The 18796-nt window shown below is 63.9% G+C and carries 19 protein-coding genes; 18 read left to right on the forward strand and 1 reads right to left on the reverse strand.

What is annotated here, in order from left to right; all coding sequences use genetic code 11:
- Positions 1-221 precede the first annotated feature (221 nt).
- The 17 genes from rho (at position 222) to VGG53_RS01935 (ending at position 16634) form a co-directional block, all read left to right on the forward strand.
- Positions 222-1988 (forward strand): transcription termination factor Rho, encoded by a 1767-nt coding sequence (rho, locus tag VGG53_RS01855; protein ID WP_414688855.1) that lies wholly within the window; start codon positions 222-224, stop codon positions 1986-1988.
- Between the two features lie 111 nt (positions 1989-2099).
- Complete coding sequence (fadD1, locus tag VGG53_RS01860; protein WP_331516273.1) at positions 2100-3707, forward strand: fatty-acid--CoA ligase FadD1; 1608 nt, start codon at positions 2100-2102, stop codon at positions 3705-3707.
- Between the two features lie 162 nt (positions 3708-3869).
- The gene (gene rpmE / locus VGG53_RS01865) at positions 3870-4109 is read left to right on the forward strand and encodes a 50S ribosomal protein L31 (RefSeq protein ID WP_331516274.1); all 240 of its coding nucleotides are present in this window, start codon (positions 3870-3872) and stop codon (positions 4107-4109) included.
- A gap of 105 nt (positions 4110-4214) precedes the next feature.
- On the forward strand, positions 4215-5288 hold the full coding sequence (gene prfA, locus VGG53_RS01870; RefSeq protein WP_331516276.1) for a peptide chain release factor 1: 1074 nt from the start codon (positions 4215-4217) through the stop codon (positions 5286-5288).
- Complete coding sequence (prmC, locus tag VGG53_RS01875; protein WP_331516277.1) at positions 5285-6136, forward strand: peptide chain release factor N(5)-glutamine methyltransferase; 852 nt, start codon at positions 5285-5287, stop codon at positions 6134-6136. The genes prfA and prmC overlap by 4 nt, the downstream gene beginning before the upstream one ends.
- Positions 6129-6782, forward strand: coding sequence for an L-threonylcarbamoyladenylate synthase (locus VGG53_RS01880; protein WP_331516278.1), 654 nt, complete (start codon positions 6129-6131; stop codon positions 6780-6782). Before prmC ends, VGG53_RS01880 begins: the two co-directional genes overlap by 8 nt.
- A gap of 50 nt (positions 6783-6832) precedes the next feature.
- Positions 6833-8023 (forward strand): MraY family glycosyltransferase, encoded by a 1191-nt coding sequence (locus tag VGG53_RS01885; RefSeq protein WP_331516279.1) that lies wholly within the window; start codon positions 6833-6835, stop codon positions 8021-8023.
- A gap of 223 nt (positions 8024-8246) precedes the next feature.
- Positions 8247-8696, forward strand: a complete 450-nt coding sequence (locus VGG53_RS01890) for an ATP synthase subunit I (protein WP_331516280.1) — start codon at positions 8247-8249, stop codon at positions 8694-8696.
- Positions 8689-9474, forward strand: coding sequence for a F0F1 ATP synthase subunit A (gene atpB, locus VGG53_RS01895; RefSeq protein WP_331516281.1), 786 nt, complete (start codon positions 8689-8691; stop codon positions 9472-9474). The genes VGG53_RS01890 and atpB overlap by 8 nt, the downstream gene beginning before the upstream one ends.
- A 78-nt stretch (positions 9475-9552) precedes the next feature.
- A complete protein-coding gene (locus VGG53_RS01900) occupies positions 9553-9798 on the forward strand; it encodes a F0F1 ATP synthase subunit C (protein ID WP_331516282.1) in 246 nt (81 codons plus the stop codon).
- An 8-nt stretch (positions 9799-9806) separates the two neighbouring features.
- Positions 9807-10319 (forward strand): F0F1 ATP synthase subunit B, encoded by a 513-nt coding sequence (locus VGG53_RS01905; protein WP_331516283.1) that lies wholly within the window; start codon positions 9807-9809, stop codon positions 10317-10319.
- 6 nt (positions 10320-10325) lie between these two features.
- Positions 10326-11666 (forward strand): F0F1 ATP synthase subunit B/delta, encoded by a 1341-nt coding sequence (locus tag VGG53_RS01910; RefSeq protein WP_331516284.1) that lies wholly within the window; start codon positions 10326-10328, stop codon positions 11664-11666.
- 42 nt (positions 11667-11708) lie between these two features.
- Positions 11709-13361 (forward strand): F0F1 ATP synthase subunit alpha, encoded by a 1653-nt coding sequence (gene atpA, locus VGG53_RS01915; RefSeq protein ID WP_331516285.1) that lies wholly within the window; start codon positions 11709-11711, stop codon positions 13359-13361.
- Between the two features lie 6 nt (positions 13362-13367).
- A complete protein-coding gene (locus tag VGG53_RS01920; protein ID WP_331516286.1) occupies positions 13368-14279 on the forward strand; it encodes a F0F1 ATP synthase subunit gamma in 912 nt (303 codons plus the stop codon).
- Positions 14280-14303: 24 nt separating this feature from the next.
- Entirely contained in the window at positions 14304-15764 is a 1461-nt protein-coding gene (gene atpD / locus VGG53_RS01925; protein WP_331516287.1) for a F0F1 ATP synthase subunit beta, read from the forward strand.
- Between the two features lie 48 nt (positions 15765-15812).
- Positions 15813-16178, forward strand: a complete 366-nt coding sequence (locus VGG53_RS01930; protein WP_331516288.1) for a F0F1 ATP synthase subunit epsilon — start codon at positions 15813-15815, stop codon at positions 16176-16178.
- Positions 16179-16190: 12 nt separating this feature from the next.
- Positions 16191-16634, forward strand: a complete 444-nt coding sequence (locus VGG53_RS01935) for a DUF2550 domain-containing protein (protein ID WP_414688853.1) — start codon at positions 16191-16193, stop codon at positions 16632-16634.
- Positions 16635-16643: 9 nt separating this feature from the next.
- Here the strand turns inward: VGG53_RS01935 and VGG53_RS01940 are convergent, their stop codons facing one another.
- Positions 16644-17234: a cob(I)yrinic acid a,c-diamide adenosyltransferase gene (locus VGG53_RS01940; protein WP_331516289.1), complete on the reverse strand. Its 591-nt coding sequence runs from the start codon at positions 17232-17234 to the stop codon at positions 16644-16646.
- A 71-nt stretch (positions 17235-17305) separates the two neighbouring features.
- On the opposite strand from VGG53_RS01940, the gene murA reads away from it, so the two are divergent.
- Positions 17306-18559, forward strand: coding sequence for a UDP-N-acetylglucosamine 1-carboxyvinyltransferase (murA, locus tag VGG53_RS01945; protein ID WP_331516290.1), 1254 nt, complete (start codon positions 17306-17308; stop codon positions 18557-18559).
- The last annotated feature ends 237 nt before the right edge of the window (positions 18560-18796 follow it).

Here is an 18796-nt window from a genome sequence, read left to right on the forward strand (position 1 = left end):
TTGACACTAGGACGAACACCAATTTCTTCTCGTGGACGATGGTTCGCCATTTAAGCCGCCAATCTTGGCGATCACCGTTGCAGAGTCGATCTTTGGCAGCACTCGGCAAATTAGCTGAATGCAACGAACCCCTGGCTTGAATCGATCAGCGAGGGAGAGAAAGGAAATCCGTGACCGATACGGACCTCGTTACGGCTGGCGACGGCACCCAAAATGACAAGCTGTCCCATTCCGTGGCTTCAGAGACTTCCGGCGGGGCCGACGCTAATACGAATGCGTCCGACGGCTCGCTGGCAACCATGGTGCTTCCCGAGCTCCGCGCACTGGCCAATAGGGCCGGCGTCAAGGGCACGTCGGGAATGCGCAAAAGTGAACTGATCGCCGCAATTCGGGAAACCCGCCAGGGCGGCCACGCCAACGGCGCGTCGTCCCACGGTGACACCGTCGGCGAATCAGCCGACCGCGGCGCTCAGGCCGCCGACAGTCACACCGAGGCGCCCGCCCAGGATGTGACCCGCACCGATTCCGGCGAGCAGCAGTCCTCCAGCGATCACGCGGGGGAGCAGAACCACCGGAATGAAAAGAAGCAGCAGGACCGGAACGACAAGCCTGCCCGCGACCAACAGGACAACAAGACCCAAGACCGCGAATCGGACAAGGACTCCGACAGAGGCGGCGATCAACAGGGTTCGGGTGGACAACAGAATCGCGGCGGGTCGAACCAGCAAGACGACGACGGTGACGGACGCGGCGGCCGCCGCGGGCGCCGGTTCCGCGAACGTCGGCGCCGCGGTGACCGGCCTGGCGACGGCGGCGGCGGTGACACCGAACTGCGCGAAGACGACGTCGTTCAACCGGTGGCCGGCATCCTCGACGTGCTGGACAACTACGCGTTCGTACGTACGTCCGGCTACCTGGCCGGTCCGCACGACGTCTACGTGTCGATGAATATGGTGCGCAAGAACGGCCTACGTCGCGGTGACGCCCTGACCGGCGCGGTTCGGGTTCCCAAAGACGGCGAACAGCCCAACCAGCGGCAGAAGTTCAACCCGTTGGTGCGTTTGGACACCGTCAACGGGGGCCCGGTCGAAAACGCGAAGAATCGGCCCGATTTCAGCAAGTTGACCCCGCTGTACCCCAACCAGCGGTTGCGTCTGGAGACCACTCCCGACCAGCTGACCACCCGGGTCATCGACCTGATCATGCCGATCGGCAAGGGCCAGCGCGCACTGATCGTGTCGCCGCCCAAGGCCGGCAAGACGATGATCCTGCAGGCCATCGCCAACGCGATCACCAAAAACAACCCGGAATGCCACCTCATGGTCGTGCTCGTCGACGAGCGGCCTGAAGAGGTCACCGATATGGCGCGCTCGGTCAAGGGTGAGGTCATCGCCTCCACCTTCGACCGGCCGCCGTCGGACCACACGTCGGTTGCCGAGCTGGCCATCGAGCGCGCCAAGCGTCTCGTCGAGCAGGACAAAGACGTGGTTGTGCTGCTCGACTCGATCACCCGGCTGGGCCGCGCATACAACAACGCGTCGCCGGCGTCTGGTCGCATCCTGTCCGGTGGTGTCGACTCCACGGCGCTCTACCCGCCGAAGCGTTTCCTCGGCGCAGCCCGCAACATCGAAGAGGGCGGATCGTTGACGATCATCGCCACCGCGATGGTGGAGACTGGATCCACCGGTGACACAGTGATTTTCGAGGAGTTCAAGGGTACCGGTAACGCGGAGCTCAAGCTGGACCGCAAGATCTCCGAACGCCGGGTGTTCCCCGCGGTCGACGTCAACCCGTCGGGCACTCGTAAGGACGAGTTGCTTTTGTCGCCAGATGAATTCGGCATCGTGCACAAACTGCGCCGAGTGCTGTCCGGATTGGATTCGCACCAAGCCATCGACTTGCTGATGTCGCAGCTGCGCAAGACGAAGACCAATTACGAGTTCCTGGTTCAGGTGTCCAAGACGACACCCGCCATGGACAACGACTGACCGACTGGTTAGCACACCGCCTCAGCCGAACAACATCGCCCTTACCGCTTTGCAGCCGACACTGCGGCGGTAACGTGCGCCTGTCGGAGACCGACGGGAAAGTGGTGAGCCATGGCGGACACTATTCAGCAACTGCTTCGCACACGCAGCGTCGACTCCACTCCGGCGGTCAAATACGGCGACCGGGTGTGGAGCTGGCGTGAGCACCTGGCGGACGCCTCGGCGGCTGCCGCTGCGTTGATCGGCATCGCCGATCCCAAGCGCCCGTTGCACATCGGTGCGTTGCTGGGCAACACACCCGAGATGCTCACCGCGATGGCGGCGGCCGCCCTTGGCGGCTACGTGTTGTGCGGCATCAACGACACCCGCCGCGGTGCAGCGCTGGCCAACGACATCCTCCGCGCCGATTGCCAGGTACTGCTCACCGACCCGGATCACCACGTCCTGCTCGATGGCCTAGCGCTGCCCGGCGTGCGTGTGGTCGACATCAGCAGCAACGAGTGGGCGGGTTTGATCGCATCGGCCGGACCGCTGGTGCCGCATCGCGAGGTCGCCCCCACCGACACGCTCATGATGATCTTCACCTCGGGTACCAGTGGCGAGCCGAAGGCCGTTCAGGTGACCCATCTGACGGTGATCTTCGCCGGGGCCAACCTGATCAACCGGTTTGAGGTCGAATCGTCCGGCGTCTGCTATCTGTCGATGCCGCTCTTTCACTCCAACGCGTTGCTGGCCGGCTGGAGTGTGGCGGTGGGCTCCGGAGCGGCGATGGTGCCGGCCACCTTCTCGGCGTCCGGCCTGCTGCCCGATCTACGCCGCTATGGCGCCACCTATATGAATTACGTCGGCAAGCCGCTGGCGTACGTACTGGCCACCCCCGAGCAACCCGACGACGCGGACAACCCGCTGTGCGTCGCGTTCGGGAACGAGGCAAGCGACCGCGACATCGCGGAATTCAGCAGACGTTTCGACTGCACGGTCTGGGACGGCTTCGGCTCGACCGAAGGCGCGATCATCATCACCCGCGAAGACGGCTGCCCGGCCGGCTCTTTGGGGCAGGGCTTCCCGGGTGTGAGCATCTACAACTCCGACACGCTCACCGAATGCGCGACAGCCCAATTCGACGACGACGGCACACTGATCAACCCCGACGAAGCGATCGGCGAGTTGGTCAACACCTCGGGCGCCGGCCTGTTCGCCGGCTACTACAACGACAAGAACGCCACCGACGCGCGGCTGCGGCACGGCATGTTCTGGTCGGGGGATTTGGCTTACCGCGACGCCGACGGCTGGATCTACTTCGCCGGGCGCAGCGGGGACTGGTTGCGGGTCGACGGGGAGAACATGACGACCGCACCCATCGAGCGCATCCTGCAACGGTTGCCGGCTATCAGTCAGGTCGCGGTGTATGCGGTGCCCGATGCGCAGGTGGGCGACCAGGTGATGGCGGCGCTGGTACTCGTCGACGGCGCCGAGCTGACGCCGGGCGAGTTCAGCCGGTTTTTGGCCGACCAGCCGGATCTCTCACCCAAAGCCTGGCCGCGCCGCGTCTGGATCACCGACAGCCTGCCCACCACTGCCACCAACAAGATCCTCAAACGGGAGCTGAGCGCGCGTGGCGACACCCCCCACGGCGGCCTGCTGTGGATCCGGACCGGCCGAGGCACCAGCTATGCCACCGTCGAGCGGGCTGCCAAAGCCCAGGTCAGCCCGGGTTAGCGGCGGCGCCGGCGCGGGAATGTGCAGGCCTGGGCCGGCGTTTAGGGACGTAGCGGCTGAGCTGGCATAATCAACAGCCGAAGTTCAGGTTCCGGTTCACGTCCGAACACCAGTACACCAGTACAACGGGCGACCCGGCGACCGACGATTGAAGAGGACACCATGAAAGCTGACATTCATCCCGCCTACGGCGAGACCACCGTGGTCTGCGGTTGCGGCAACACCTTCACGACCCGCAGCACCAAAGAAAACGGCCACATCGTGGTCGAGGTCTGCTCGCAGTGCCACCCGTTCTACACCGGTAAGCAGAAGATTCTGGACAGTGGCGGCCGGGTTGCCCGCTTCGAGCGGCGTTATGGCAAGCGCAAGGCCGGTGCCGAAGAAGCTTCGGCCGACAAGTAGCAGGATCGACGCCCGAACTGTCGCGGAAAACCGCGCAGGCCGGGCGTCGTTTTGCGTTCGGATAAGTCCCGAACGATTGAGTCGGCTCGCGCGGGAAGGAGGAGCATGACGCAGAGCGTGCAGGCGATTGACGCACTGGTGGCCGAACATGCCGACCTCGAGCGTCAGCTGGCCGATCCCGAACTGCACAGCAATCCTGGCAACGCGCGCAAAGTCGGCCGTCGGTTCGCGCAATTGGCCCCGATCGTCGCGATCCACCGCCAGCTCACCTCGGCCCGCGACGATCTGGAGACCGCACGCGAACTTGCCGTCGACGACTCGTCGTTCGCCGAGGAAGTCGGGGAGCTGGAAACCCGGGTCGATGAGTTGGAGACCAAGCTCAGCGACATGCTGGCGCCGCGCGACCCGCACGACGCCGACGACGTCGTCCTCGAGGTCAAATCCGGTGAGGGCGGTGAAGAATCGGCGCTGTTCGCCGCGGACTTGGCCAGGATGTACATCCGCTACGCGGAGCGACACGGCTGGACTGTGACCGTCTTGGACGAGACCACTTCGGATTTGGGTGGTTACAAGGACGCCACGCTGACGATCGCCGGCAAGGGCGACTCGGCCGACGGCGTGTGGTCGCGCCTGAAATTCGAGGGCGGCGTGCACCGCGTGCAACGGGTTCCGGTCACCGAATCTCAAGGCCGCGTGCACACGTCGGCGGCAGGCGTGCTGGTCTACCCCGAGCCCGAAGAAGTGGCCGAGGTACAGATCGACGAGTCGGACCTGCGCATCGACGTCTACCGGTCGTCCGGTAAGGGCGGCCAGGGCGTCAACACCACCGACTCCGCGGTCCGAATCACGCACTTGCCCACCGGAATCGTCGTCACCTGTCAAAACGAGCGGTCGCAACTGCAGAACAAGGCCCGCGCGATGCTGGTGCTAGCCGCCCGCCTGCAGGCGCTGGCCGAAGAGCAGGCGTCGGCCGACGCGTCGGCCGACCGGGCGAGCCAGATCCGCACCGTGGATCGCAGCGAACGCATCCGCACCTACAACTTCCCGGAGAACCGGGTAACCGATCACCGGATCGGCTACAAGGCACACAATCTCGATCAGCTTCTCGACGGCGACGTCGATGCGCTGTTCGACGCGTTGAGCGCCGCCGACAGGCAGTCCCGGCTGCAGCAGGCATGACAACCCGCCTGCGTTGCGCGATCGACTCGGCGACGACGCTGCTGGCAGACGCCGGAATCGATTCCGCGCGTTACGACGCCGAGGAATTGGCTGCGCACCTGGCCGGTACCGATCGCGGCCGGCTGCCGCTGCTCGGCTCGCCTGATCAGGCGTTCTTCGACAACTATCGCGCTGCGGTCGCCGCGCGATCACGCCGAGTGCCCCTGCAGCACCTCACCGGCGTGACCGCGTTCGGGCCGTTGACGCTGTCCGTCGGGCCGGGCGTGTTCATCCCGCGCCCGGAGACCGAAGCCATGCTGGAATGGGCTGTCGGCCAGTCTCTTCCGGCCGGTCCGGTGGTCGTCGACGTCTGCACCGGTTCGGGTGCGCTGGCGCTGGCAGTCGCGCGGCACTGGCCCGAGGCGCGCGTGATCGGCGTCGACGACTCCGAGGCGGCGCTTGACTATGCCCGCAGAAACTCCGCGGGCACAACGGTCGAGTTCATCTGCGCCGACGTCGCCGATCCTGGTGTGCTGGCCGAGTTCGACGGGCAGGTGGACCTGATGGTCGCCAACCCGCCTTACGTTCCGGATGGCGCTGAGCTCGAACCCGAAGTGGTCGAACATGATCCGCCACACGCCGTGTTCGGTGGACCCGACGGCATGGCACTGATTCCCGCGGTCGTGGGCCTCGCTGGACGCCTGCTGCGCCCCGGGGGCCTGTTCGCTGTCGAGCACGACGACACCACGTCCTCGATGACCGCTCAAACCATCAGGGGTACAGCGCGTTTCAATGATGTGGTGGCACGGATGGACCTAGTCGGCCGACCCCGATTCGTGACGGCACGCAAAAGGGCCGCCCATGACTGACGTATTCGACTGTACCGATCCCGAACGGCGTTCTCGCGGAATCGCAGCGGCGGCCGGCGCGGTGAAAAACGGTGGGCTGGTGGTCCTTCCGACGGACACGGTCTACGGTGTGGGCGCTGACGCATTCGACAGCGCGGCGGTGACCGCGCTGCTGTCGGCCAAGGGCCGCGGCCGGGATATGCCGGTGCCGGTACTGGTCGGCTCCTGGCACACCATCGACGGCCTCGCCCTCTCGGTGCCCAAAACGATGCGCGACCTGGTCCGGGCGTTCTGGCCAGGGGCGTTGAGTCTCGTCGTCCGGCAGGCCCCGTCGGTGCAATGGGACCTCGGCGACGACCGCGGCACCGTGATGCTACGGATGCCGCTGCACCCCGTCGCCATTGAACTGCTGCGGGAGGTCGGCCCGATGGCGGTGTCCAGCGCTAACGTTTCCGGCCGGCCACCCGCGGTGGACGCCGAGAACGCTCGCGAACAACTCGGCGATCTCGTCGAGGTCTATCTCGACGCCGGCCCGTCGGCCCAGCAGGCCGCCTCGACCATTCTGGACTTGACCGGTCCTCAACCGCGCGTCCTGCGGTCTGGCCCAGTCAGCGCCGAGAGCATCGCCGCGGTACTCGGGGTGGATGCCGAAAGTTTGACCGCCTGACCGCTCGGGCGGCTTAGTTCGATCTCAGGGCGGTGCAGTACGTTTTTCGGATGGTCAGCGGTGCCGACAACCTCGCCGGCGGCCTGCTCGCACTGGCCGATCGCGGTGCCGGTGTGCCGTTGCGCGAACTCGCGCTCGTCGGGCTGACCGCCGCGATCATCACCTATTTCGCGACCGGACCGGTGCGCGTCCTGGCGACCCGGCTGGGTGCGGTGGCATATCCGCGCGAGCGTGATGTGCACGTGACGCCGACGCCGCGGATGGGCGGCCTGGCGATGTACATCGGGGTCGTCGCAGCGGTGTTTCTCGCATCTCAGCTTCCCGCGCTCACCCGCGGCTTCGTCTATTCCACGGGCATGCCCGCGGTGGTGTTGGCCGGCGGACTGATCATGGGCATCGGTCTGATCGACGACCGCTGGGGCCTGGACGCGCTGACGAAGTTCGCCGGTCAGATCACCGCGGCCAGCGTGCTGGTCACCATGGGCGTCGCGTGGAGCGTTCTCTACATCCCGCTGGGCGGGGTGGGAACCATTGTGCTGGACCAGGCCTCGTCGATTCTGCTGACGCTGGCGCTGACCGTGTCGATCGTCAACGCGATGAACTTCGTCGACGGTCTGGACGGGCTGGCCGCCGGACTGGGACTTATTACCGCATTGGCGATCTGCGTGTTCTCCGTCGGGCTGCTGCACGATCACGGCGGTGATGTGCTGTTCTACCCGCCCGCGGTCATCTCGGTGGTGCTGGCGGGAGCCTGCTTGGGCTTTTTGCCGCACAACTTTCATCCGGCCAAGGTCTTCATGGGCGATTCCGGCTCGATGCTGATCGGCCTGATGTTGGCCGCGGCGTCGACGACGGCTGCCGGACCGATCTCGCAGAACGCCTACGGTGCCCGAGATGTGTTTGCTCTGCTGTCGCCGTTCCTGTTGGTTGTGGCGGTCATGTTCGTGCCGATGCTCGACTTGCTGCTGGCGATCGTGCGACGCACCCGCGCGGGCCGTAGCGCGTTCAGCCCCGACAAAATGCACCTGCACCACCGGCTGCTGCAGATCGGTCATTCGCATCGGCGGGTCGTATTGATCATCTATTTGTGGGTCGGCATTGTCGCTTTCGGCACCGCGAGCACGATCTTCTTCAACCCGCGGGATACCGCCGCGGTCATGTTGGGCGCAATTGCGATTGCGGCTATCGCGACGCTGATCCCGTTGCTGCGGCGCCGCAATGATGTCTACGACGAGGAGTAGTAGAGTCCTCGTCGATGTGGTACGGTGCTGGTAGAACCCGAATTAACCTCGCGGGTTGCCGGCCACCGGCCATCGGAGTCAGCTCCGATCGCGCCGACTAACGACCGACAAAGGGGAGCGGTCCCTTGGGTGATGCGAGTGCAGTGAGTGCCCTCCGATACGCTCAACGGGCCACGCAACGAGCAACGAGGCAACTCCCCCGAACGAGGACCGAGGTGCTGCAGTGACTACACCAGCGCAGGACGCGCCGTTGGTGTTTCCCTCCGTTGCTTTCCGGCCGATTCGTCTGCTCACCATCTCGGCCTTGCTGACCGTCGCCGCGGTCGCCGCGGCAGGTTCGCTGCACCGCCCGATGGTCGGGGTGTTCTTTGGCGTGGGGCTCCTCCTGGGTTTGCTCAACGCCCTCGGCGTGCAGCGCTCGGTGGCGGCGATCACCGCCGCGGAGCATCCGGTGAAAATGAAGATGGCGACGAACTCCGCAACGCGGCTGCTGTTCATCACCGTCATCGGACTGAGCGTCGCATTCGTATTTCGGCCGGACGGGCTCGGCGTGGTGTTTGGGCTTGCGCTCTTCCAGGTACTGCTGGTGGCATCGACCGCGCTGCCGGTCTGGAAGAAGCTGCGTAACGGGTCCGCCGACCGCGGTGAAGGGATTGGGAACGGCGATGTATGAGACGTTGCTGGCCGAGGGAGCCATCGAGGTCGGCCATCACGAGACGGTCCGTTGGCTTGGGCTGACCATCAACGTCGACACCGTGGCGTCCGCCGCGATCGCCGCCGTCATCGTCGTCGCGCTGGCATTCTTCTTGCGCGCCAAGGTCACTTCCAGCGGCGTGCCGGGCGGCGTTCAGCTGTTCTTCGAGGCAATCACCATTCAGATGCGCAACCAGATCGAAGCCGCTATCGGGATGCGGATCGCGCCCTTCGTCTTGCCACTGTCCGTGACGCTCTTCGTGTACATCCTGATCGCGAACTGGCTCTCGGTGTTGCCGGTGCAATACAGCCACTCGGCGGGCGGCTCTCCGAAAGAGTTGTTCGCCCCGCCGGCGTCGGACATCAACTTTGTGCTGGCGTTGGCGCTATTTGTATTCATCTGCTACCACTTGGCCGGCATCTGGCGCAGCGGGCCGGTCGGTTACCCCGTCAAAGTGCTCAAGGGGCATGTGTGGGGCAACCTGCACCCCATTGTCGGAGTGATCTTCATGCCAATCAACGTGGTTGAAGAACTCGCCAAGCCGATCTCGCTGTCGCTCCGACTTTTCGGCAACATCTTCGCCGGCGGCATCCTGGTCGCACTAATCGCACTTTTCCCGCCGTATATCTTGTGGGCGCCGAATGCGATCTGGAAGGCATTCGATCTCTTCGTGGGCGCGATCCAGGCGTTCATCTTCGCGCTGCTGACCATCTTGTACTTCAGTCAATCGATGGAATTGGAAGGGGAACACGATTAGGACGGCCATAAAGTCCTGGCCCCCACATCACCACCACAGACCTGGTAGATCGCTACCAAATATCAAGGAGGATAAGCAATGAACCCCACAATCGCTGCCGGCGCACTCATCGGCGGTGGACTGATCATGGCCGGGGGCGCGATCGGCGCCGGCATCGGCGACGGTGTCGCCGGTAACGCCCTGATCTCCGGTATCGCCCGGCAGCCCGAGGCGCAAGGCCGGTTATTCGTTCCGTTCTTCATCACGGTGGGTCTGGTCGAGGCCGCGTACTTCATCAACCTGGCCTTCATGGCGCTGTTCGTCTTCGCCACCCCGGTCAAGTAATAGCTGAGATGGGTGACGTGAGCGCTGTCGTCCTGGCTGCCGCCAGCCAGGCGGAGGGAAACTTCCTCCTTCCCAACGGCACTTTCTTCGTCGTGCTGATCATCTTTTTGATCGTGCTCGGCGTGATCGGCACCTTCGTGGTGCCGCCGATCTCGAAGGTGCTCAAAGAACGCGACAACATGGTCACCAAGACGACTGCCGACACCAAGAAATCGGCAGAGCAGTTCGCCGCTGCCCGGGAAGACTACGAGGCGGCGATGGCCGACGCTCGGGTCACGGCATCGGCGGCCCGCGGCGAGGCTCGGGCCGAGGGTCGCAAGGTCCTCGAGGAACAGCGTGGACGTGCCGAGGAGCAGGTTTCCTCGACACTGCAGGAAGCTGCCGAGCAACTCAAGCGGGAGGGCGACGCCGTGGCAGCGGAACTTCGTGCGCGGGTGGACACCATCTCCACCACGTTGGCGAACCGTATCCTCGGCGTCGAGGTCACCACCTCGGTCACCGCGAGCGGTTCGGGGCGGTAGCAAAAAATGTCAACCTTTGTTGGGCAGCTCGTCGGGTTCGCCGTCATCGTGTGGCTGATCTGGCGCTATGTCGTCCCGCCGGTGCGCAAGCTGATGGCCGATCGGCAAAGCGTTGTGCGCCATCAGCTGGACGACGCCGCGGCTGCTGCCGATCGACTGGCGGAAGCGAGCCGCGCGCACGACAAGGCGAAGGAAGACGCCAGGGCGGAGGCGAAGCGACTCACCGAGGAAGCGCAGTCCGACGCCAAGCGCATCGGCGAGCAGTTGCGGGCTCAGGCCGATAGCGAAGTCGAGCGGATCAAAGTGCAAGGCGCCAAGCAAGTCGAGCTGCTGCGTGCGCAGCTGATTCGTCAGCTACGCCAGGACATTGGTGCCGAATCCGTCCGGGGGGCAGGCGAATTGGTGCGCGGCTACGTCGCCGAACCGGCTCAGCAGTCAGCCACCGTGGACCGCTTCCTGGACGATCTCGACGCAATGGCGCCTTCAGCGGCCGAAATCCAATATCCCGTGCTGGGGAGCATGCGAGTAGCCAGCAGACAGGCGTTGACCAACCTGCTGGATCGGTTCGGCGTAATCGCCAAAGACCTCGACGACACGGCGCTCACCACCCTCGCCGACGACTTGGCATCGGTCGCCCAACTGCTCACCCATGAAGTAGTCGTCACCCGCTACCTCGTTACGCGGGCCGAGGACAGCACGCCCAGGATCCGGCTGATCGAGCGGTTGCTCTCGAGCAAGGTGGAGGACCCGGCGCTTGAGGTACTCCGCAGTGCTGTGTCAGAGCGTTGGTCCGACAGTGACGATCTGATCGTCGCCCTCCAACATGTTGCGCGGCAGGCTTTTTTGGTCCGCGCTGAGCGCGCAGGCCAGATCGACGAAGTCGCCGACCAGCTATTTTGGTTCAGCCGAATCCTCGATGAAGAACCGCACCTGGCCACGCTGCTGGGCGACACGACCGCACCTGTCGAAGGGCGGGTCACGTTGCTGCGCAACGTACTCGGACGCGCCGGCAAGAACGTCAACCCGGTCACGGCAGCGCTGCTGACCCAGACCGTCGAACTGTTGCAGGGCGAACCGGCAGAGGACGCAATACTTCGCCTTGCCGGAGTGGCAGTGGCTCGGCACGGCGAGGTCGTCGCACAGGTCAGCGCGGCTGCCGAACTCAGCGACCCCCAACGCACCCGCCTAACCGAGGTGCTAACCCGGGTCTATGGCAACCCGGTGACGGTGCAAATGCACGTCGACCCCGATCTGCTGGGCGGGCTGGCCATTTCGGTTGGCGACGAGGTGATCGACGGGACGCTATCGGCTCGTCTCGCCAGAGCGCAGACCCAGCTACCAGACTGAAGTACCGACCAGAGTTACCAACAGGCAGGAAGACGAAAAGCCATGGCAGAGTTGACAATCTCCGCTGACGACATTCAGGGTGCGGTCGAAGAATACGTGCGCTCCTTCACCTCCGACACGGCCAAGGAGGAAGTCGGCCTCGTCGTCGACGCCGGTGATGGTATCGCCCACGTTCAGGGCCTGCCGTCGGTGATGACGCAGGAATTACTCGAGTTCACCGGCGGGGTTTTGGGGGTAGCGCTCAACCTCGACGAGCACACTGTCGGCACGGTGATCCTGGGTGACTTCGAGAAGCTCGAAGAGGGCCAGCAGGTAAAGCGCACCGGCGAGGTTCTGTCGGTACCTGTCGGCGACGCGTTCCTGGGTCGCGTGATCAATCCGCTGGGCGAGCCGATCGACGGCCAGGGCGACATCAAAGCCGACACCCGCCGTGCGTTGGAGATCCAGGCCCCGTCGGTGGTGCAGCGGCAAAGCGTCAAAGAGCCGCTGCAGACCGGTATCAAGGCCATCGACGCAATGACGCCGATCGGTCGCGGCCAGCGCCAGCTGATCATCGGCGACCGCAAGACGGGCAAAACCGCGGTATGTGTGGACACCATTCTCAACCAGCGCCAGAACTGGGAGTCCGGCGACGAGCAGAAGCAGGTGCGTTGCGTCTATGTGGCCATCGGCCAGAAGGGCACCACGATCGCGTCCGTCCGGCGCGCCCTGGACGAAGGCGGCGCGATGGACTACACCACCATCGTTGCGGCGCCGGCGTCCGACTCTGCCGGGTTCAAATGGCTTGCGCCCTACACCGGTTCGGCCATCGCGCAGCACTGGATGTATGACGGCAAGCATGTGCTGATCGTCTTCGACGACCTGAGCAAGCAGGCTGAGGCCTACCGTGCGATCTCGCTGCTACTGCGCCGTCCGCCCGGCCGTGAGGCCTACCCGGGTGACGTGTTCTATCTGCACTCGCGGCTGCTGGAGCGCTGCGCCAAGCTGTCCGACGAGCTGGGTGGCGGATCGTTGACCGGTCTGCCGGTCATCGAGACCAAGGCCAACGACATCTCGGCATACATTCCCACCAATGTCATCTCGATCACCGACGGCCAGTGCTTCCTGGAGTCCGACCTGTTCAACCAGGGTGTCCGGCCGGCGATCAACGTCGGCGTGTCGGTGTCGCGGGTGGGTGGCGCCGCACAGATCAAGGCGATGAAAGAGGTGGCAGGAAGTCTGCGTTTGGACCTGTCACAGTTCCGCGAGCTGGAGTCGTTCGCGGCGTTCGCCTCGGACCTGGACGCCACCTCGAAGGCGCAGCTGGAGCGCGGCGAGCGCCTGGTGGAATTGCTCAAACAGCCGCAGTATCAACCGTCACCGGTTGAGGAACAGGTGATTTCGATCTTCCTGGGCACCGGTGGTCACCTGGATTCGGTTCCGGTCGAAGACGTCAGGCGCTTCGAGACCGAGTTCATCGATCACGTCCGGTCTTCCAAGGACGGCATCCTGTCCGAGATCCGGGACTCGCAGAAGCTCAGCGAGGACAACGAGAACAAGTTGACCGATGCGGTCAAGGAGTTCAAGAAGGGCTTCGCGGCGACCGGCGGTGGCTCGGTGGTGCCCGACGAGCACGTCGACGCGCTCGACGAAGATCAGGTAGCGAAAGAAGCTGTGCAGGTTCACAAGCCGGCACCGCCGAAGCAGAAGAAGTAATCGAGTATGGCTGCCACACTTCGCGAACTGCGTGGTCGGATTCGTTCCGCCGGGTCGATCAAAAAGATCACCAAGGCTCAGGAAATGATCGCGACGTCGCGTATAGGCAAGGCGCAGGCCCGGCTGGAGGAGGCCCGGCCCTATGCCACCGAAATCACCCGCGTGCTGACCACGCTTGCCGCGGAGTCCGCTCTCGACCACCCGCTGCTGGTCGAGAAGTCTCAGCCGAAACGGGCTGGGGTGTTGGTGGTTTCGTCTGACCGCGGCCTGTGTGGCGCTTACAACTCCAGCGCCTTTCGACGGGCCGAGGAACTGTTCTCCCGGTTGCGAGAAGACGGCAAGACCCCGGTGCTCTACACCGTCGGCCGTAAAGCGCAGGGCTACTTCAAATTTCGGAACTGGGACATCAGCGAGTCGTGGAGCGGATTTTCGGAGCGGCCCAGCTACGAGGACGCCGCGGAGGTCGCCGAGACTCTGGTGAGTGCCTTCATGGCCGGTGCCGAGGACAACGGTGAGGCCGATGAGCAGGGCGGCGTCGACGAGCTGCATATCGTCTACACGGAATTCAAGTCGATGATGTCGCAATCGGCTGGAGCGCACCGGATTGCCCCGATGATCGTGGAGTACGTCGAGGACGACACTGGGCCGCACACGTTGTACTCGTTCGAGCCGGACGCCACGACGCTGTTCGAGGCACTATTGCCGCGGTACCTGACCACACGCGTCTACTCGGCGTTGCTCGAGTCCGCCGCATCGGAGTTGGCGTCGCGTCAACGGGCGATGAAATCGGCCAGCGACAATGCCGACGACCTCATCAAGGCACTCACGCTCGAGGCCAACCGTGAGCGGCAGGCTCAAATCACCCAGGAAATCAGCGAAATCGTCGGTGGCGCCAACGCGCTCGCCGACGCCAAATAGGCCCCATCAGGAAGCGAAGAGGATATGGCTGCTACCACCAAACAGTCTGAGAAGTCGACGAACTCGAAGGGCGGCGACAGCAACGGCCGCGTGGTACGGATTACCGGACCCGTCGTCGACGTAGAATTCCCGCGCGGCTCCGTGCCGCAGTTGTTCAACGCCCTGCACGCCGAGATCACCTATAAAGAGCTGGCGAAGACGTTGACGCTGGAGGTCGCGCAGCACCTCGGGGACAACCTGGTCCGCGCCATCTCGATGCAACCGACCGACGGACTGGTCCGCGGGGTCGAGGTGACCGACACCGGAAAGGCGATCTCCGTGCCGGTCGGCGACGGCGTCAAGGGCCACGTGTTCAACGCACTTGGCCATTGTCTGGACGAGCCAGGCTACGGAGAAGACTTCGATCACTGGGGGATTCACCGTAAGCCGCCGCCGTTCGACGAGCTGGAACCGCGCACCGAGATGCTCGAGACCGGTCTGAAGGTCGTCGACTTGCTGACGCCCTACGTGCGTGGTGGAAAGATCGCACTGTTCGGTGGCGCGGGCGTGGGCAAGACGGTTCTGATTCAGGAAATGATCAACCGTATTGCCCGAAACTTCGGTGGTACTTCGGTATTCGCCGGTGTGGGGGAGCGCACCCGTGAGGGCAACGACCTGTGGGTGGAGCTCGGTGAGGCCGACGTACTCAAGGACACCGCGCTGGTGTTCGGTCAGATGGACGAGCCGCCCGGGACTCGTATGCGGGTCGCGTTGTCGGCGTTGACGATGGCCGAGTTCTTCCGCGATGAGCAGGGCCAGGACGTGTTGTTGTTCATCGACAACATCTTCCGGTTCACTCAGGCCGGTTCCGAGGTGTCCACCCTGCTCGGCCGGATGCCCTCTGCGGTGGGCTACCAGCCCACGCTCGCCGACGAAATGGGCGAACTTCAGGAGCGGATCACCTCGACCCGCGGCAAGTCCATCACCTCGATGCAAGCGGTGTACGTACCCGCCGACGACTATACCGACCCGGCGCCGGCGACAACCTTCGCGCACCTGGACGCCACCACCGAGCTATCGCGAAACGTGTTCTCCAAGGGCATCTTCCCCGCGGTCGACCCGCTGGCGTCCAGCTCCACCATTCTGGACCCGGCGATCGTCGGCGACGAGCACTACCGGGTGGCGCAGGAAGTCATCCGAATCCTGCAGCGCTACAAGGATCTTCAGGACATCATCGCGATTCTGGGTGTCGACGAGCTGTCCGAAGAGGACAAGCAACAGGTCAACCGGGCGCGACGGATCGAGCGGTTCCTGTCGCAGAACATGATGGCGGCCGAGCAATTCACCGGTCAACCCGGCTCCACCGTCCCGTTGAAGGAAAACATCGAGGCATTCGACAAGCTGGCCAAGGGCGAGTTCGACCACATACCCGAGCAGGCGTTCTTCCTCATCGGTGGCTTGGACGACCTGGCTAAAAAGGCCGAAAGCTTCGGCGCCAAGCTGTGAGGTGTTTTTGCCGTCGGCGAAGGTTGAGCGTGGAAGGGCAGGTATGAGATGGCCGCGCTGAACGTGGAGATCGTTGCCGTCGACCGGAAAATCTGGTCGGGCGAGGCGAGTTTCCTCTTCACCCGCACCACGGTGGGGGAGATCGGGATTTTGCCCAGTCACATCCCGCTGGTTGCGCAACTGGTCGACGACGCAGTGGTTCGCGTCGAGCGTGACGGCGAGGATGACCTTCGGGTCGCGGTGGAAGGCGGCTTCCTGTCGGTCACCGAGGAGAGCGTCAGCATCCTCGCCGAGTCCGCGCAATTCGAGTCGGAGATCGACGAGGCTGCGGCCAAAGAAGATTCGGAATCAGACGACCCGCGCATTTCTGCCAGGGGACGCGGCAGACTGCGCGCTGTCGGCGCGCTCGACTAGCGGTCCTCGGCGATGAGCACGCTCATGTTCGTCATGGTCGTGCTCGTCACCCTGCTGGGAATCGCGGTCGCCGCCTTGAGCTACCGCTTGTGGAAGTTGCGCCAGGGTGGGACGGCCGCGATCATGCGGGACATACCCGCGGTCGGGGGCCACGGTTGGCGGCACGGCGTAATTCGTTACCGCGGTGGGGATGCCGCGTTCTACCGATTGTCGAGTGTTCGCTTGTGGCCGGACCGTCAACTCAACAGGCGCGGCGTGGAGGTCGTGTCGCGACGTTCACCGCGAGGCGATGAGTTCGACATCATGACCCAAGAGATCATCGTGCTAGAGCTGCGCGACACCACCCAAGACCGCAGGGTCGGTTATGAAATCGCGCTGGACCGTGGCGCATTCACGGCATTTCAGTCTTGGCTGGAGTCACGTCCCTCGCCGCGTGCGCGCCGCCGCAGCACCTGACGCAGAGGTCTACTTCTTCGGCTGATCAGCTCTCCCGCCGCCGGGCTGCCAGAGTACGTCGCCGTCAGGATTGACCACCCGACACAAGATAAATAACAAGTCCGACAGGCGGTTCAGATACTTCGCGGGCAGCGGATTGACATCCGAGGGGTGCTGGTCGATTGCGTCCCACGCCGAACGCTCCGCGCGGCGCGTCACCGTGCGAGCAATATGCAGAAGTGCTGACAGCGCTGAACCACCGGGCAGCACAAAGGATTTGAGCGCCGGCAGGCTTTCGTTGAACTCGTCGCACCAGGCTTCCAGTCGGTCGATGTAGGGCTGCGTGATGCGCAGCGGGGGATACTTCGGGTTCTCCACCACCGGGGTCGACAGATCCGCGCCGGCGTCGAACAAATCGTTCTGGATCTGCCGCAACACCTCAGCTATCTGCTGAGTCGGATTTCCCAGAGCGATCGCAGCGCCGATCGCCGCATTGGCCTCATCGCAGTCGGCATATGCCACCAAACGCGTGTCGTTTTTGGAGACCCGGGAAAAGTCGCTCAGCCCCGTCGTTCCGTCGTCGCCAGTCCGGGTATAGATGCGGGTCAGGTGTACTGCCATGACTAAAAACGTACCGGTCCGACTGACCTAGCCGACTGACAGGGCGATACGGCTTCACTAAACTGGCCCGCGTGGCGGAGCGTTTCGTGGTGACCGGTGGCAGTCGGTTGTCGGGCAAAGTCGCTGTTGGGGGGGCCAAGAATAGCGTTCTGAAACTGATGGCGGCGACGCTGTTGGCCGAAGGCACCAGCACCATCACCAACTGCCCCGACATTCTCGATGTGCCGTTGATGGCAGAGGTGTTGAGGGGGCTGGGCGCCACCGTCGAATTGTTCGGTGCGACCGTCCGCATCACCTCGCCGGACGAGCCGAAATACGACGCCGACTTCGCGGCAGTGCGTCAGTTCCGCGCCTCGGTCTGCGTACTGGGTCCCCTGGTGGGGCGGTGCAAGCGAGCCAAAGTCGCGCTGCCCGGCGGTGACGCCATCGGTTCGCGTCCGCTGGACATGCACCAAGCCGGGCTGCGCCAGCTCGGAGCCGTTTGCAACATCGAGCACGGCTGCGTTGTCGCCCACGCAGATACGTTGCACGGCGCGGAGATTCAGTTGGAGTTCCCCTCGGTCGGAGCAACCGAGAACATCTTGATGGCTGCGGTTCTGGCCGAGGGTGTCACGACGATTCACAACGCGGCGCGCGAGCCCGACGTGGTGGACCTGTGCACGATGTTGAACCAGATGGGTGCGCGCGTTGAAGGTGCGGGTTCGCCGACGATGACGATTACCGGCGTACCGCGGCTGTACCCGACGGAGCATCGCGTGATCGGCGACCGAATTGTCGCCGCCACGTGGGGCATTGCCGCAGTGATGACACGCGGCGATATCACCGTGACCGGGATCGATCCCGCACACCTTCAGGTCGTGCTGCACAAACTGCACGACGCCGGCGCCACTGTCACCCAGACAGATGACAGTTTCCGGATCACCCAGTACGAGCGGCCAAAAGCCGTCAACGTCGCGACGTTGCCGTTTCCGGGATTCCCGACGGACTTACAGCCGATGGCGATCGGCCTGGCCTCGATCGCCGATGGCACGTCGATGATCACCGAGAACGTATTCGAGGCGCGGTTCCGGTTTGTCGAGGAAATGATCCGCCTCGGCGCCGACGCTCGCACCGACGGGCACCATGCCGTCGTCAGAGGTCTTCCTCAACTCTCGAGTGCGCCGGTGTGGTCGTCGGACATCCGAGCCGGTGCCGGATTGGTGCTTGCCGGGTTGGTGGCCGACGGTGATACCGAGGTGCACGATGTCTTTCACATCGACCGGGGCTACCCCCTGTTCGTGGAGAACCTGGTGAGTTTGGGCGCGGAGATAGAGCGCGTAGAGTAGGTCGGTACATAACGACGTGCTGCTGCTCCGTGGGAGCAGTTAGTGCAGTTGACGGGCTTTGCGCCACGGAGTACAGTGGCAGGGTTGCCCGAAAACGGGTGTTGTTTGAGAACTCAATAGTGTGTTTGGTGGTTTTGTTTTTGTTGTTGTTTTTTGCCATGCTCTGATATTCCCGTGTTGGGGTGTGGTTTTTTGATGCCAGTTTTTTGGTGTCTTTTTGTTGGGTTTCAGATTTTT

The organism is Mycobacterium sp. (assembly GCF_036490025.1).
Taxonomy (GTDB): Bacteria; Actinomycetota; Actinomycetes; order Mycobacteriales; family Mycobacteriaceae; genus Mycobacterium.